Origin of the sequence: Streptomyces crystallinus (genome assembly GCF_039521265.1) — a bacterium.
Taxonomy (GTDB): domain Bacteria; phylum Actinomycetota; class Actinomycetes; order Streptomycetales; family Streptomycetaceae; genus Streptomyces; species Streptomyces crystallinus.
Genome location: NZ_BAAACA010000043.1, coordinates 65,846 through 80,151, shown reverse-complemented (window position 1 = coordinate 80,151; position 14,306 = coordinate 65,846). Strand labels below are relative to the sequence as shown.

The following is a 14,306-nucleotide window of genomic DNA, read 5'->3' as shown; positions in this document are numbered from 1 at the left end:
GAATCGGAGCATCAGTGAACAGTCCCCGCCGCACTCCCCGTCGTGGGTGGACCGTGCTGAAATTGGTGCTCGTCATGGCCCTGGTCGCCGCAGGTGGCACCGCGGCCTATTACCAGTGGGGCCGTGGAGACGGAGATTCCCCCTCCGGATCTTCCTCGGCTTCTGCGGAACTCACCGTTCGTTACCGGAATGACGCGCCCGCCACCGGCCCGACGGCCAAGCCTTGGCTGGAAGTCATCAACAATTCCAAGAAGTCCGTGCCGTTGACGGAAGTCACCGTGCGGTACTACTTCAGCGCGGACGACTCCGTCGCGTTCGGCGCCAACTGCGTTCAGACCAGCCTGCGCTGTTCCCACGTCACCCAGAAGATAGGCGCGCTCGCGGGCTCGGCCCCCAAGGCCGACCACTACCTCCAGATCGGCTTCACCGAGGGCGCGGGCGCGCTGAAGCCGGGCGGCACCACCGAGGCGATCGGGCTCCAGCTCTACCGCCTCGACCACAAGCCGCTGGACCAGTCGGACGACCGCTCCTTCGCCCCCGAGCTCACCCACTACGCGCCCGCCAAGCTGGTCACCGCGTATCTGCGCGGCGCGCTCGCCTGGGGCGAGGAGCCGGCCGGCGCCGCCACCGGCCGGAACGCGGCCGCACCGGGCCCGGCCGCGGCCGCCCCCGAGGGCGTCCTCTTCGACGACTTCCACTACAGCGGCCCCGGGGACCCCGCGCTCGCCTCCAACGGCTGGCGCGTGCGCACCGACGGCGGCGGCCCCGGTATCCGCGGCACCTGGTCGGCGAACAACGTCAGCTTCCCGGCCGTGCCGGGCGGCAAGCGCGACGGCGGGGCGGCCGAGGGGGACGCGGCCGGGCAGGCGCTCCAGCTGCGGGTCACCAGCGACGGCACCAAGGGTGGCACCCGGCAGGCCGAACTCCAGCGCGCCGAGCCCGACTTCTTCACCGGGACCGTCGCCGCCCGCGTCTACTTCAGCGACAAGCCCACCAGCGGCCGGGGCGGCGACCACATCAACGAGTCCTTCTTCACCATCTCCTCCATCGGCAAGGCGGAGAAGCAGAGCTACAGCGAGCTCGACTACGAGTACATGCCGAACGGCGGCTGGGGCGCGCCGGGCCCCCGGCTCGACACCACCAGCTGGCGCAGCGGCAAGCAGGGCGACCGCACCACCCGTACCCAGAAGCTCAGCCTGCGGGGCTGGCACACCATGGTGATCACCGCGGTGAACGGCACCGTCACGTACTCGGTCGACGGCCGCAAGCTGTTCAGCCACGGCGGCACGTACTTCCCGCGCGAGCGCATGGGCATCCACTTCAGCGCCTGGCTCGTCGACCTCCCCTTCAAGGGGAAGCGGACCTGGGACATGAAGGTGGACTGGCTGTACGTGAAGGCCGGGCAGGCCGTCTCGGGGGCCGAGGCCGTGAAGGCCGCGGCGGACTACTCCGCGGCGGGGTCCTCGTACGTGAACACCCTCCCCAAGTCCTGACCCCCTGAACGCGCGTGCGCCCGCCCCCACACCATCGGGGACGGGCGCATCGGCGTTCTCGGCAGGGCTAGAAGAGTCCCACCAGGTCCTGGACCAGGGTCGTGTCGCCCACGATCGTGGACGTGCCGTGGACCGTCGGGGTGCCGGGGTAGAAGCGCAGGCCGCCGGGGGCCGCCTTGAAGACCGCCCACAGGTCGGGGGTCTCCTGGCCCGTGGTGGGCACGAACTTCAGATACGTGCCGGCGTCGACGACCTGGCCCTGGGCGTTGCCCGTGCTGGCGAAGAGCGGGATGTTCGTCGACTGCCAGGCGCTGGAGCCGTAGACGGTCCGCGTGCCGATGCCGTACGTCGAGTTGCCCGAGGAGTCCAGCGTGCGGGTGCCCGGGTACAGGTACAGCTTGCCGTAGTCGGCGCTCGCCGGGTCCGTGGTGACATGGCGCCCGATCAGGTCGGGGATGCCGTCGCCGCTGACGTCACCGGGGGAGGTGAAGTCGAAGCGGTCCCAGGAGGAGACGCCGAACTGCTTGGCGGGCAGCAGCTTGTACGAGCCGGGCTCGGCCGCGAGCGGGCCCTCGGCGGTGCCGGTGTACAGCCACATCCCCTCGCCCTCCTGGACGATGAGGTCGGCGCCGGGCATGCCGTCCGCGTCGCGCGGGGTGAGGATCTGGCCGGTGCCCGCCCAGGTGCCGGGGACGACCCAGTCCTGGGTGGCGTCGCCGTCGCAGTTCAGGACCTGCACCGGGGTGCTCTTGACGATGGCGCCGCCCACCGTGTCCAGGCAGCGGCCGGAGCCCTGGTTGAGCAGCGAGCCGTCGCCGCGGTCGAGCCACTGCTGGGCCGGGCTGCCGTCGCAGTCGGCCAGCTGGACCGGCGAGGCGAGGTCGGCGCCCACGGCCGCCGCGCACTTGCCGAGCACCTTCAGGGCGCCGCCGGTGAGCTGGAAGTCCTGCGCGCCGGTGGCGTTGCAGGTGTAGATCTGGAGCGGGGTGCCGTTGGCGGTGCCCGAGGACTTCACGTCGAGGCAGAGTCCGCCGGGGCCGGTCAGCGGGCCGTTGTCCTTGCCGGTGGGCCGCAGCAGCTCCTTGCGCTGGGTGGTGAGCGGCATCCCGTTGCCGTCGCCCGGGTACAGATAGACCTTGTTGCCGATCTTGACGAAGTAGTCCTCGTACCCATCCATCGTCTGGCCGTCGGTGGCGGCGATGAAGTCGCCCCGGTGCGCCAGGCGGGCGCCGTTCCAGCCGCCGGAGGCGATGGTGCGCGGCGCCTTCAGGGTGCCGTCGCCCTTGCCGCCGAGCAGCCGCAGGGTGCCGTCGGTGGCGGTGGCCAGCAGGTCGACCTGCCCGTCGCCGTCGAGGTCGCCCGGCAGGTCGCCGTGGACCCGCCCGGCCGAGTCGTGCACGTACACGGGCCGGTCGGTGGCGATCAGGGTGGAGTCGGTCGGGCCCGAACCGCCGTCGTAGGCGGAGGTGTTGCCCGCCTTGTCGTACGCCTCCACGTGCAGCCGGTTGCTGGGCCACAGGCTGGGCTTCACGGTCACCGTGGCGGTGCCGTCGGCGCCCGCCTTCACATACGTACCGCTGGGGCACTTGAGGTTGGAGACCGACAGCGGCTGGTTGAGCGCGTAGCAGAAGCCGTCGACGCCGCCCGCGTCGGAGGAGGCGAACCTCACCGTACGGTCGGAGCGCGCGGGCACCTCCGCCACGTCCAGCGGGTGGCCGTCGGTGGCGGTCACGGTGGGCTGGGCGGGCGCCGTCTTGTCCACGCCGAAGCCGCACGCCGTGGTCCACGCCGAGGTGTCCAGGCCGTCACGGGACTGGACGGTCCAGGTGTAGCGCTTGCCGGTGGCCAGCAGTGAGCCGTCGATCCGGGCCTGGGCGGTGCCGCCCGCGGTCACGGTCGAGGTGGGCGAGGCGACGACCGCGCCCGTGTCGTAGTCCTTCAGCTGGAAGGCGCCGGTGATCTGGCCGCCCTCCGGGTCGGAGATCTTCGCGGTGAGGGTGAGGCCGTTGTTGCCGACGACCGGGAACGCGGCCGGGTCGGTGGCGCAGGCGACCTGGACCAGACCGGCGGCGCCGGGCGCCCAGGAGCCCTGGTAGGCGGCCGAGGAGTCGACCTTCGGCGCCGTGTTGTACGTGATCTCCAGGCTCGGGTCGTTCTGGAACTTCTTCCAGCTCTGCTCGTTGCCCTCGAAGTCGGCGCGCGAGCGCAGGCCCAGCGTCATGTCGTTGTCGCCGGCGTCCGCGACGGCCTGCACCGCGGTCTTGATGCTGTCGGCGTCGAAGTCCTCACCGGCGGCCGAGCACGAGGTCGCGGACCAGCCGTGCGCGAAGGTCTTCTCCTGGAGGGTCTGCTTCCAGGCGGGCTGGTTGTTCCAGGTGGTGGAGGTGGAGATCGGGCCGGTCAGACCCAGCTCCACCGGGGTCTTGGTGCACGACCACGAGTAGCTGTTGAAGACGTTGAACTTGGCCGAGATGATCTTCGCCCCGGCCAGGCCCTTGGTGTTCAGCTGGAAGTACGAGCGGGCGGTGCCGTTGGTCGACGTCTCGTGGCCGAGGCGGGCCAGCTTGTCGCTGAAGGTGCCGCCGTTCCAGTACGCGGTGTTGGCGATCGAGGAGTTGCCCGACTGCTTGTACGCCATCGCCCAGTTGTTGCGGCCGCCGCCGGAGAAGATCGGGTCGATGACGACCGGGAAGACCGTCTTCGGGTCCTTGAGCAGCGCCGCGTCCGGGGTGATCCGCAGCCGGTCGGCGGTGACCTCGGTGGCCATGGTGTGCAACCGCGGCGGCGCGGTCTCGGCGGCCGGGCGGGCGCTGCGGGCCAGCTGGGCCGCCGCCTGCTTCGGCAGGTGCGAGGAGTCCCACATGGCGGGCGCGGGGGCGGTGAAGAGCCGGGCGCCGGAGCGGGCGTCGGTGGCCGTCAGATTGCCCTTGGCGTCGGCCTTCAGGCTGGTCCCGGCGGTGTGCAGGGCGAGCGAGAGCTCGGCCAGGCGCGGGTTGGCCGCCGCCTCGCGGGTCTTGACGACCAGGTGCTGGGCGAAGCCGTCGACGTCGGCCCGCAGGGTGAGGTCGACGCCGGGCAGCACCTCGGGGTAGACGGCCGTGTCGCCCTCGACGCGGGGCCGCGGCAGCGCGTCCGGCCAGGAGAGGGAGAGGGCCTTGCCGTCCTTGGTCAGCGTGGCCAGCGGGCCGGTGCCGCCGCCGGAGAAGGAGATGCCGAAGGTGGCGGCGGCCGGGGCGAGCCGGCCGTCGGCGCCCTGCTTCAGCGTGGCGTCGGGCGTCCGCCAGGCGCCGCCGACCCGGGCGAAGGCGGGGCGTACGTACTGGCGCACGGTGAGCGAGCCGTCCGGGTTCGCCAGCACCTGCGCCATCTCGTCGCGGCGCTCCATGATCTCGACCTGGCGGCCGGTGCGCTTGGCCTCGATGAGCGCGCGCGTCTCGGCCGCGCTGTCCTTCGCTGTTCCGGAACTGTTCATTCCGGAGGTGTGGGTCCCGGCCGCGGAATTCTTGGTTCCGTGAGCGCTTGTCCCGTTCTGCGTACCGCTGTTGGCCGTTTCGCCCGCAAACGCCGGGTGCGCCGACGCCAGTTGAGCGAGGCCCCCCGCGCCGAGCGCGGCTGCCATCAGCGCGGCCGGCAGCCGTCTGCCCCGGCGCATGTGATGTCCCCTCACCAGTCCCCACCCTCGTATCAGTTAATGCTGCTTGCAGAGCGGGAGCGTAACGCCGGAATAACGTCCGAACTGGCCTGTTCGCACCCTTGGCGGCGCCTTTGAGTGCGTATGTTTCGGCGATCGTTCTCGTCTCGTTATCTCCCCCTCCAACTGCGGTGTTCGCACTCCGAATTGTTCTTCCGCCCGTAAATTCCTTGGTGTTAAGTTCCCCCAGGCGCCCCTGACTTGGGGCGCCTTTTGAGCTGAATGCGGAGAGTTGGAGAGTTCTACGTGAGTCGTTCAAGGGTGGGGACACCGAGATACGAAGAGGACTCGGGGGGTGGCAGACGCGGGCGCGCCACGGCGGCGCTCGGCGCGCTCACGGCGAGCGCGCTGCTGGTCACGCTGCTGCCGAGCGTCGCGGCGGCGGCCGGGAAGGTCGACTTCTCGTTGCGTTCCACGCAGCGGACTCCGTCGGTTTCCGGCTCTGAGCTGGGCAAGGGCGGTGCCACCGCGAAGAGTGAGACCGGGCGGCGGCCCTGGAAGGCGCCGAAGGTGACCTGGCCCGCGGCCGGGGACTCCGAGGTCGACCTCGGCAAGGTCGCGGCCGATGCGTTGGCAAAGAGCGTGGCGGGGCGGAGCGTGGCCGGATCGCGCCATGCGGCTGCGTCGGGCAGTCCCGTCGGGATCGCGCCACTTGCCTCTCGGGCGGGGAAGTCGCTCAAGGCGGAGGGGGCGCCGGCGAAGGTTCGGGTGCGGATGGGTGATCGCAAGCTCGCCGACCGGCTCGGGCTTGACGGGGTCGTGCTCGGGGTTGCGCGTGACGACCAGTCGTCCGCGGCCGGGCGGGCCTCTGTGCAGCTCGACTACAGCGCCTTCCGGGGCGCGTACGGGGCGGACTGGGCCAGTCGGTTGCGGCTGGTGCAGTTGCCTGCTTGTGCGCTGACTACGCCGGAGAAGGCGGAGTGCCGGGGCGTGACGCCGCTGGCCTCGCAGAACGACTCCAAGTCCGGGAAGCTTACGGCGGAGGTCGCGCTGGCGCCGGACGCCGCGGTGGCTGGGGCGGGGGAAGCGGCTGCACGCCGTGGGTCCGCTGTGCCCACCCGTTCCGCCCCAGCGGAACGAATGCCCACAGCGGACGCGGGGACGCAGAGCTCGGCCGCAACGGCTACCGCGGACGCGGGGACGCGGAGCGCGGCCGCAGCGGGCTCCGGGGCCAAGGGTCTCACTGCCTCGCCCTCCTTTACCGTTCTTGCCGTCACCGCCGCCCCCGACGGGGCCAACGGGGACTTCAAGGCGACCTCGCTCGCTCCCTCCGGGAGTTGGGCCGCCGGGGGGAACGAGGGTGGGTTCTCGTGGGAGTATCCGCTCTCCGTGCCGCCCGTGCCGGGGGATCTGACCCCGAAGCTCGCCCTCGGGTACTCCTCCTCCGGCATCGACGGCCGGACCGCCTCCACCAACAACCAGCCCTCCGCCATCGGCGAGGGATGGCAGATGGAGATGGGGTTCATCGAGCGGCAGTACATGGCCTGCAAGGACGACAACGGGACCGGCACCAACGCGCCCTCCAAGTCCGGCGACCTGTGCTGGCGGTCGGACAACGCCGTGATGTCGCTGAACGGCTCCTCCACCGCGCTGGTCAAGACCGGCACCGGTGACGTGTGGCGCCCCGCCGACGACGACGGCAGCCGCATCGAGCGCGTCAAGGGCACCGCCACCGACACCAACAACGGCGACGACGACAACGAGTACTGGAAGGTGACCACGCTCGACGGCACCCAGTACTGGTTCGGCAAGAACCGCCTCCCGGGCTGGGCCACCGGCAAGACCGAGACCGGCTCGACCTACACCGTCCCGGTCTACGGCAACCACACCGGCGAGCCCGGCCACGCCACCGCCTTCACGGACTCCGTGCGCAACCAGGCCTGGCGCTGGAACCTCGACTACGTGGTCGACCCGCACGGCAACGCCATGGCGCTCTTCTACACCCAGGAGAAGAACGCGTACGCCAAGAACTCCGGCGGCTCGACGACCACCAAGCCCAAGGCCGACGCCAGTTACACGCGCGGCGGGTACCTCGACCACATCGAGTATGGGCACCGGGCCGGGGCCGTCTACACCGCCCAGCCCGCCGGCAAGGTCAACTTCGCCATGGCCGACCGCTGCCTGGGCACCGCCACCGACTGCGCCTTCGACAAGGCGCACGCCTCGAACTGGCCGGACACCCCGGTCGACGAGGTCTGCACGGTCGGCGCGGACTGCCTCAACGGCTCGCCGGCCTTCTACTCGAAGAAGCGGCTGACCTCGGTCACCACCCAGGTGCTCAAGGGCACCACCTACTCCGACATCGACACCTGGACCCTCGGGCAGAGCTTCCCCGGCACCGGTGACACCGGCGGCAACGGCCTGTGGCTCGACTCGATCACGCACACCGGCAAGGCGGGCGCCACCGCCCTGACCAACCCGCCGGTGACGTTCGGCGGCACCCTGATGCCCAACCGCGTGGACGCCTCCGAGGGCCGCCCGCCGCTGAACAAGTACCGCCTCACCCGGATCAGCTCGGAGTACGGCGCCGACACCCTGGTCGAGTACTCGCCCACCGAGTGCGCCTACGCCAGCCCGCCCGCCGAGGCCACCAACACCAAGCGCTGCTTCCCGAACTGGTGGACCCCCGAGGGCGGCAGCACGCCGGTCAAGGACTGGTTCCACAAGTACGTGGTGAACAAGGTGACCGAGGACGACAAGGTCGCGGGCACCGACTCGGAGGTGACCGAGTACGAGTACCTGGGCGGCATCGCCTGGGCCAAGGACACCAGCGAGTTCACCCTCGACAAGCACCGCACGTACAGCGACTACCGGGGCTACGGCAAGGTCCGCACCCGCACCGGCACGACCAACAAGACGCTGTCGGAGACGACGTATCTGCGGGGCATCGACGGCGCCCAGGTGGCCGACTCGTTCGGCAACCTGGTCACCGACGCCGAGCAGTACAACGGCCTGGAGCTGGAGAGCGCCACCTACGACAAGGACGGCGGCAAGATCGTCGAGTCCTCGGTGGACAAGCCGTGGTCGAAGCTGACCGCGACCCAGACCCGTCCGGGCACCACCGATCTGCACGCCTACCAGGCGGACACCGAGACCACCACGACCCGGTCGCTGATGGACGACGGGAGCTGGCAGACCACCCGTTCCTCCGACACCTTCGACGCCTACGGTCAGACCCTGACCACCTCGGACGAGGGCGACATCGCTGTCAGCGGTGACGAGCAGTGCACCCGCACCACCTACGTCACCCCGGACACCACCAACTACCTGATCTCCTACATCGCCGACGAGCAGAAGAGCTCCACCACCTGCGGCACCGCCGCCTCGGCGAGCACCGTCACGGGCGAGACCCGCACCACGTACGACACCAGCGCGTACGGCGCCGCGCCCGTCGCGGGCAAGGCGATGCCCTCCAAGATCGAGGAGCTGGACCACTACACGGCCGGCCTGCCGGTCTACGTCACCACCTCCACCGCGCTCTACGACGTGTACGGGCGCATGACCCAGACCACGGACGCGGCGCAGGCGAAGACCCTGACCACCTACACCCCGGCCACCGGTGCCCAGCCCACCACGGTGAAGACCACCGACAACAAGGGCTTCGTCACCAGCGTCGACCTCGACGGGCTGCGTGGGCTCACGCTGAAGGCGACCGACGCCAACGGCCGGGTCACCAGCCAGGAGTACGACGCGCTCGGGCAGCTCACCGCCGCCTGGAAGCCGGGCCGGGTCAAGCCCGCCTCGGCGGACGTCACCTTCTCCTACCAGGTGCGCAACGACGGCCCCACCGCCGTCACCTCCAACACGCTCCTGGAGAGCGGCAAGTACCGCAAGGCGGTGACGCTCTACGACGGTCTGCTGCGCAAGCGCCAGATCCAGACCGAGGCGTACGGCGGCACCGGCCGGCTGATCACGGACAGCTTCTTCGACAGCCAGGGCCGCACCTACAAGGACAACGCCGAGTACTACAACGACCAGCCGGTCGCGGCGACGCTGTTCTCGGTGGCCGACAGCCAGGTCCCGGCGCAGACCGTGACCGAGTTCGACGGCATGGGCCGCACCACCGCCTCCATCGCGCTCACCAAGGGCACCGAGCGGTGGCGCACCACCACCACCTACGGCGGCAACTGGACGGCGACCGTCCCGCCGAGCGGGGCCACCGCCACACTGGTGATCAACAACGCTCACGACAAGCCGGTCGAGCTGCGCCAGTACAAGGACGGCAACCCGGTCATCGGCGCGAGCGCCGACAAGTACGAGGCGCTGAAGTACACCTACGACACCGCCGACCGGCTCACCAAGCTGGTCGACGCGGCGGGCAACACCTGGTCGGCCGGTTTCGACCTGCGTGGCCGCCAGACCAGCTCGTCCGACCCGGACAAGGGCGCGGTCTCCACGACGTTCACCCCGGACGGCAAGACGGAGACCACCAAGGACGCCCGGGGCACCGTGCTCGCGTACACCTACGACGAGATCGGCCGTCCCACCAGTCTGCGCAAGGACAGCACCACCGGCCCCAAGCTCGCCGAGTGGACGTACGACACGCTGGCCGGCGGCAAGAAGATGCTGAGCTCGTCGACCCGCTGGGACAACGGCAACGCCTACACCACGGCCGTCAAGGGCTATGACACGGCGGGCCGGGCCACCGGTTCGGTGATCACGGTCCCGGCGGCCGAGGGCAAGCTCCAGGGCACCTACGAGTTCGCGTCGACCTACACGCCGACCACCGGGCTCGCCAACACCACCACCTTCCCGGCCGGTGGCGGGCTGCCCGCCGAGACCGTCCGGCAGGGCTACACGGACTACGGCCTGGCGACCACGGTCGGCAACGGCACGGACGTCTACTCGCTGGGCAACCAGTACTCGCCGTCCGGCGACATCCTCCAGACCGTGCTCGGCTCGGTCGGCGCCCGCACGGTCCAGACGTACACCTACGAGGAGGACACCCACCGGCTCAGCACCGTGGTCAACGACCGCGAGTCGCAGGGCCCGCAGACCATCGACAGCAAGGTCTACAGCTACGACGCGGCCGGCAACATCACCCGCATCCGCAACGACCGCGACGACAAGACGGTCACCGACACGCAGTGCTTCACGTACGACTTCGCGGCGCGGCTCGCGCACGCGTGGACGGGTACGGACGACTGCGCGCTGAAGCCGTCGACGGACGTGCGCCCCAAGGTGGGCGGTCCCGACCCGTACTGGTTCTCGTACACCTACGACAAGGTCGGCAACCGGGCCTCCGAGGTCCGGCACGACGTCGCCGGGGACACCAGCAAGGACGTCAAGCGCGGTTACGCCTACCCGCAGCCCGGCGAGACCCGGCCGCACGGCATGGACACCGTCGACGTCACCGGCCCCGGGGCGCGCACCGACTCCTTCGAGTACGACGCGTCCGGCAACACCACCCGCCGGGTGACCGCCGCCGGCGACCAGCAGCTGACCTGGGACGCCGAGGGCAACCTCGCCTCCTCCACGATCGGCGGCCAGACCTCCACGTTCCTCTACGACGCGGACGGCTCCCGGCTGCTGCGCCGGGACCCGGGCGCGGTGACCCTGTACCTGGGCGCCGAGGAGCTGACGCTGACCAAGGCCAGTGACACGGTGAGCGGCGTGCGCTACTACACCGCGGGCAACACCACCGTCGCCCGTGGCTCGGACGGCTCGGTCACCTACCTGCTCAGCGACCACCAGGGCACCGACGACGTGGCGGTCGACTCGGTGACCCTCTCGGTCACCCGGCGCGCCTCCGGCCCGTTCGGCACCCCGCGCGGCACCCAGCCGCAGACGGGCTGGCCGGGCGACCGGGGCTATGTGGGCGGCACCACCGACAAGTCCACGGGCCTGACGCACATGGGCGCCCGGGAGTACGACGCGGAGAACGGCCGGTTCGCCTCGGTGGACCCGGTCATGGACCTCTCCGACCCGCAGCAGATCAACGGGTACGCGTACGCCAACAACTCGCCGGTCACCGACAGCGACCCGAGCGGCGAGTTCCACATCGGCCATGTGTTCAAGAAGATCAAGCACGCGGTGAAGAAGGTCATCCACCGGATCAAGAAGATCGTCCGGCACATCGTGCACAAGGTCGTCCACCGCATCAAGTCGGCCTACGCACGCGCCAAGCGGGCCATGTGGTCGCACGGCGAGAAGGGCACCCAGTTCGGCCACTTCAACGTGGGCAAGGGGCCCGACCGGGGCATCATCATGATGCGGTTCTTCATCCACACCAAGGACGCGATGAAGATCCCGGGGCTGGGCTACCAGCTGCTCGGCGACGACCGCGAGTACACCACCGATCCGGACGCGGCCTACCGCATGGTCCTGTTCTGGGACACCGCCACGGGTGACGTGACCTTCAAGGTCTCGCCGTCCCACACCAAGCCGTCCACCAAGCATGTCTCGTCGTACCTGTTGAGCCAGGCGGGCGGCGGTTCCGGCTACGACATCGAGTCGCCGTCGAGGATGATCCCGGCGTTCCCGCTGTCGCTCAACGAGTACCCCTCGGAGAGCGTCACCGGACGGAACATCGTGAACTACAGCTTCCACGGCCAGTACCACTCGAACTCGTCGAAGCTGGATCTCGGCATAGCCGGAGTGAACAGTCTGATGTCCCTGTTCTCGGTCGACACTCATGTGACGATCGCCGCCAACAAGGGCTCGGTGACGGTCACCAGGAAGGGGGACCACTACCCCGACATGGAGGTCGTCCAGTACCGTCGGGCGCAGAAGCCGCTGGTCGTGGCCCACGACCGGATGGACAACGTGTCCGGTCTGGACTCGATGCCCTGGTACGGCAACAAGGACATGCGGTACTGGAACTCCGCCCAATGCCTGAAGGATCCGCCGAAGTGACCCACGCACCCTGGTTCCCGCGCTGCGCGGCGAGGTACGTACCGGTCTGCGTGATCGGCTGGTTCCTGGCCATGGCGCTGACCCCGCGCGGCGCGCTCTCCTTCGGGGAGCAGCTGGCGGACGGCGTGAACCTCATGCTGTTCGTCGCGGCGGTCTCGCTGTTCCTGCTCCTCCTCCTGGGCCTGCTCAAGAGGTACGGCACGCCGGGCGGCTTCCGCACGGCGGCGGTGTTCCTGCTGCTCATGCCGGTGCTGCCACTGGCGCTGGGCGGCGGGGGGGCGCTGTTCGGGATCATGCTCCTCACCCAGGTGGTCTTCGCGACGGCGCTCATGCCGAAGCCGGAGCTGCTGGCGGTGTGAGGTAAGTGGTGGAGGGGCCCGGCGCCGTTTTTCGGCGCCGGGCCCCTCGTCGTTTCGGCAAACGCCGTACGGCCGAAGAGGTTCCGGCGCGGGACAGGTTCCACTCAGCCCCTTGACGGGGCCGAGCTCGCGGTTGTGACGAAAGGGAAGAAACAGCCCGGCCGGCGGGGCGGAAACGCGGTGCTGGGGGGTGTATGGCCCCGGCCATCCTGAATCGCGCGGTACGACGCGAAGTGCCCGTTACGGAACGGGCGGATGCGCCTAGGTTGGGCGTCGCTCGATCAAAGCCGTCCCCTTGTTCATCCAGGAGGAGCCATGGCAGCCGAGTTCCTGACCCACGGTACGTACGCCATCAAGAACGCCGCGTACCAGGACCGGGTGATCGACGTGCGGGACAACCGCACCGAGCCGAGCACGCCGATCATCGGCTACAGCTACCACAAGGGCGAGAACCAGCAGTGGGAGGTTGAGCTGTTCCCCGGCAACGTCTACCAGCTCAAGAGCAAGCTCACCGCCGGGGGCAGCCAGATCTTCTTCGCGCTGAGCAATCTGCGCGTCTACCCGCCGCTGATCGCCACGCAGCCGTACGGCCAGCAGTGGTCGATCGAGCCGGTCGGTGACAGCCTCTACCGCATCCACTTCCCGTACATGGACGGCGTCGCGACGCTGCCCGACGAGAAGGAGAAGACCCAGCTCATCATCGAGCCCTGGGAGGGCCGCGAGAACCAGAAGTGGCGCTTCGAGAACGTCTGACGGGTGAGATGTGCGGCTACGCCGACCCTGGGTCGGCGTAGCCGGTTTTTTTGTCTAACGGGCGGCGTACGAGACGAAGGCCGCCCAGGCGGCCGGGGGAACGGTGATCTCCGGGCCCTGGGTGACTTTGGAGTCACGGACGTGGATGGCGGAGGGGTGGGTGGCGACCTCGACGCACGCGCCGCCCTCGCCGTCGCTGTAGCTCGACTTGCGCCAGGCGTAGGCGACTTCGATGCAGGCGCCGCCCTCGCCGCCGCTGTAGCTGCTCTTGAACCAGTTCATGCGTCTCCCAGCATCTTCTCGATCAGGGACAGAGACTCCCGTGGGGTGAGAGCCTGCGCCCGGATGATCCCATAGCGGTCAGCGAAGACGCGGACTTCGTTGTGATCGGTGATCAATCGGGGGTGCCCGTAGATCTCCGTGTACGCAGCCTGTTGCTTTCCCTTGGGCGTCAGCAGGATGAACGGCCCACCGAGCCCGGCGTGGTCTTCGCGATCCGTCGGCATCACTTGAAGCTCAACTGTTCGAAGGCTACCCAGGTGCAGCAGGCGCTGAAGCTGGTTCATTTGGACAGTCCGGCCCCCAACTGGGCGCGACAGCACGGACTCCTCCAGTACAAAGCTGAACGTTGGCGCGGGCCAACGTTCGAAGATCTGCTGCCGGGCCAGGCGATCTGCCACTCGCTTCTCGACGGTCCTCTCGTCGAGGAGGGGGCGACGCTGCGTGAACACGGCTCGGGCGTACTTTTCTGTCTGTAGCAACCCTGGCAGGGCGTGCGTGCTGTAGTCGTGCAGTGAGACGGCTTCCGCCTCCACGTTTGCGTAATCCCGAAACCACCCCGGATGGCGCGTCCGCGCCTTCGCCTGGGCACGCTCGATCGCCTTCCGCGCAGCCCTCAGCACACCCCCCGCGTTCAGGATGTCGTCGGCCTTGTCCAGGAAGTCCGGCTGGGTGATCCGGACACCCCGCTCCATCGCGGAAATCTGGCTCTCCGTGTAACCGACCAGGCGGCCGAACTCCTTCTGGGTCAGCCCGGCCCGGACCCGCAGCACCTTCAACTGCTCGCCCACGGCGATGAACAGCTCCGAGGTGAGGCCCTCGTCCTCCTCCATGCACGCCCTCCAGGGGTCACGGGCGACGACTCGTACAGGGCGC

7 protein-coding genes are annotated in these 14,306 nt (G+C 69.5%); 4 read left to right on the top strand and 3 right to left on the bottom strand.

Annotated elements, in window-relative coordinates:
• Positions 1–74 precede the first annotated feature (74 nt).
• Positions 75–1,493, top strand: coding sequence for a cellulose binding domain-containing protein (locus ABD236_RS29345; protein ID WP_425543987.1), 1,419 nt, complete (start codon positions 75–77; stop codon positions 1,491–1,493).
• Positions 1,494–1,560: 67 nt separating this feature from the next.
• Here the strand turns inward: ABD236_RS29345 and ABD236_RS29340 are convergent, their stop codons facing one another.
• Positions 1,561–4,965 carry a ricin-type beta-trefoil lectin domain protein gene (locus ABD236_RS29340; RefSeq protein ID WP_344078791.1) on the bottom strand — a complete coding sequence of 1,135 codons (3,405 nt, stop codon included), beginning with the start codon at positions 4,963–4,965 and terminating at the stop codon, positions 1,561–1,563.
• 480 nt (positions 4,966–5,445) lie between these two features.
• Here ABD236_RS29340 and ABD236_RS29335 point away from each other — a divergent pair, with 480 nt between their 5' ends.
• The 3 genes from ABD236_RS29335 to ABD236_RS29325 all read left to right on the top strand — a co-directional run bounded on the left by ABD236_RS29335 (position 5,446) and on the right by ABD236_RS29325 (position 13,151).
• A complete protein-coding gene (locus tag ABD236_RS29335) occupies positions 5,446–12,039 on the top strand; it encodes an RHS repeat domain-containing protein (protein WP_344078789.1) in 6,594 nt (2,197 codons plus the stop codon).
• Positions 12,036–12,398: a hypothetical protein gene (locus tag ABD236_RS29330; RefSeq protein ID WP_344078787.1), complete on the top strand. Its 363-nt coding sequence runs from the start codon at positions 12,036–12,038 to the stop codon at positions 12,396–12,398. Before ABD236_RS29335 ends, ABD236_RS29330 begins: the two co-directional genes overlap by 4 nt.
• Before the next feature lie 315 nt (positions 12,399–12,713).
• On the top strand, positions 12,714–13,151 hold the full coding sequence (locus ABD236_RS29325; protein ID WP_344078785.1) for an RICIN domain-containing protein: 438 nt from the start codon (positions 12,714–12,716) through the stop codon (positions 13,149–13,151).
• Positions 13,152–13,205: 54 nt separating this feature from the next.
• Here ABD236_RS29325 and ABD236_RS29320 read toward each other — a convergent pair whose 3' ends face one another.
• Both ABD236_RS29320 and ABD236_RS29315 read right to left on the bottom strand, forming a co-directional pair.
• Positions 13,206–13,433, bottom strand: a complete 228-nt coding sequence (locus ABD236_RS29320; RefSeq protein ID WP_344078782.1) for a DUF397 domain-containing protein — start codon at positions 13,431–13,433, stop codon at positions 13,206–13,208.
• Positions 13,430–14,263, bottom strand: coding sequence for a helix-turn-helix domain-containing protein (locus ABD236_RS29315; RefSeq protein WP_344078779.1), 834 nt, complete (start codon positions 14,261–14,263; stop codon positions 13,430–13,432). The genes ABD236_RS29320 and ABD236_RS29315 overlap by 4 nt, the downstream gene beginning before the upstream one ends.
• Positions 14,264–14,306: the final 43 nt, after the last annotated feature.

What these genes read in the sequence shown, in the direction of transcription:
- ABD236_RS29315 (WP_344078779.1), bottom strand. Translation starts at nt 14,263, where the DNA reads ATGGAGGAGGACGAGGGCCTCACCTCGGAGCTGTTCATCGCCGTGGGC.
- ABD236_RS29325 (WP_344078785.1), top strand. Translation starts at nt 12,714, where the DNA reads ATGGCAGCCGAGTTCCTGACCCACGGTACGTACGCCATCAAGAACGCC.
- ABD236_RS29345 (WP_425543987.1), top strand. Translation starts at nt 75, where the DNA reads ATGGCCCTGGTCGCCGCAGGTGGCACCGCGGCCTATTACCAGTGGGGC.
- ABD236_RS29340 (WP_344078791.1), bottom strand. Translation starts at nt 4,965, where the DNA reads ATGAACAGTTCCGGAACAGCGAAGGACAGCGCGGCCGAGACGCGCGCG.
- ABD236_RS29320 (WP_344078782.1), bottom strand. Translation starts at nt 13,433, where the DNA reads ATGAACTGGTTCAAGAGCAGCTACAGCGGCGGCGAGGGCGGCGCCTGC.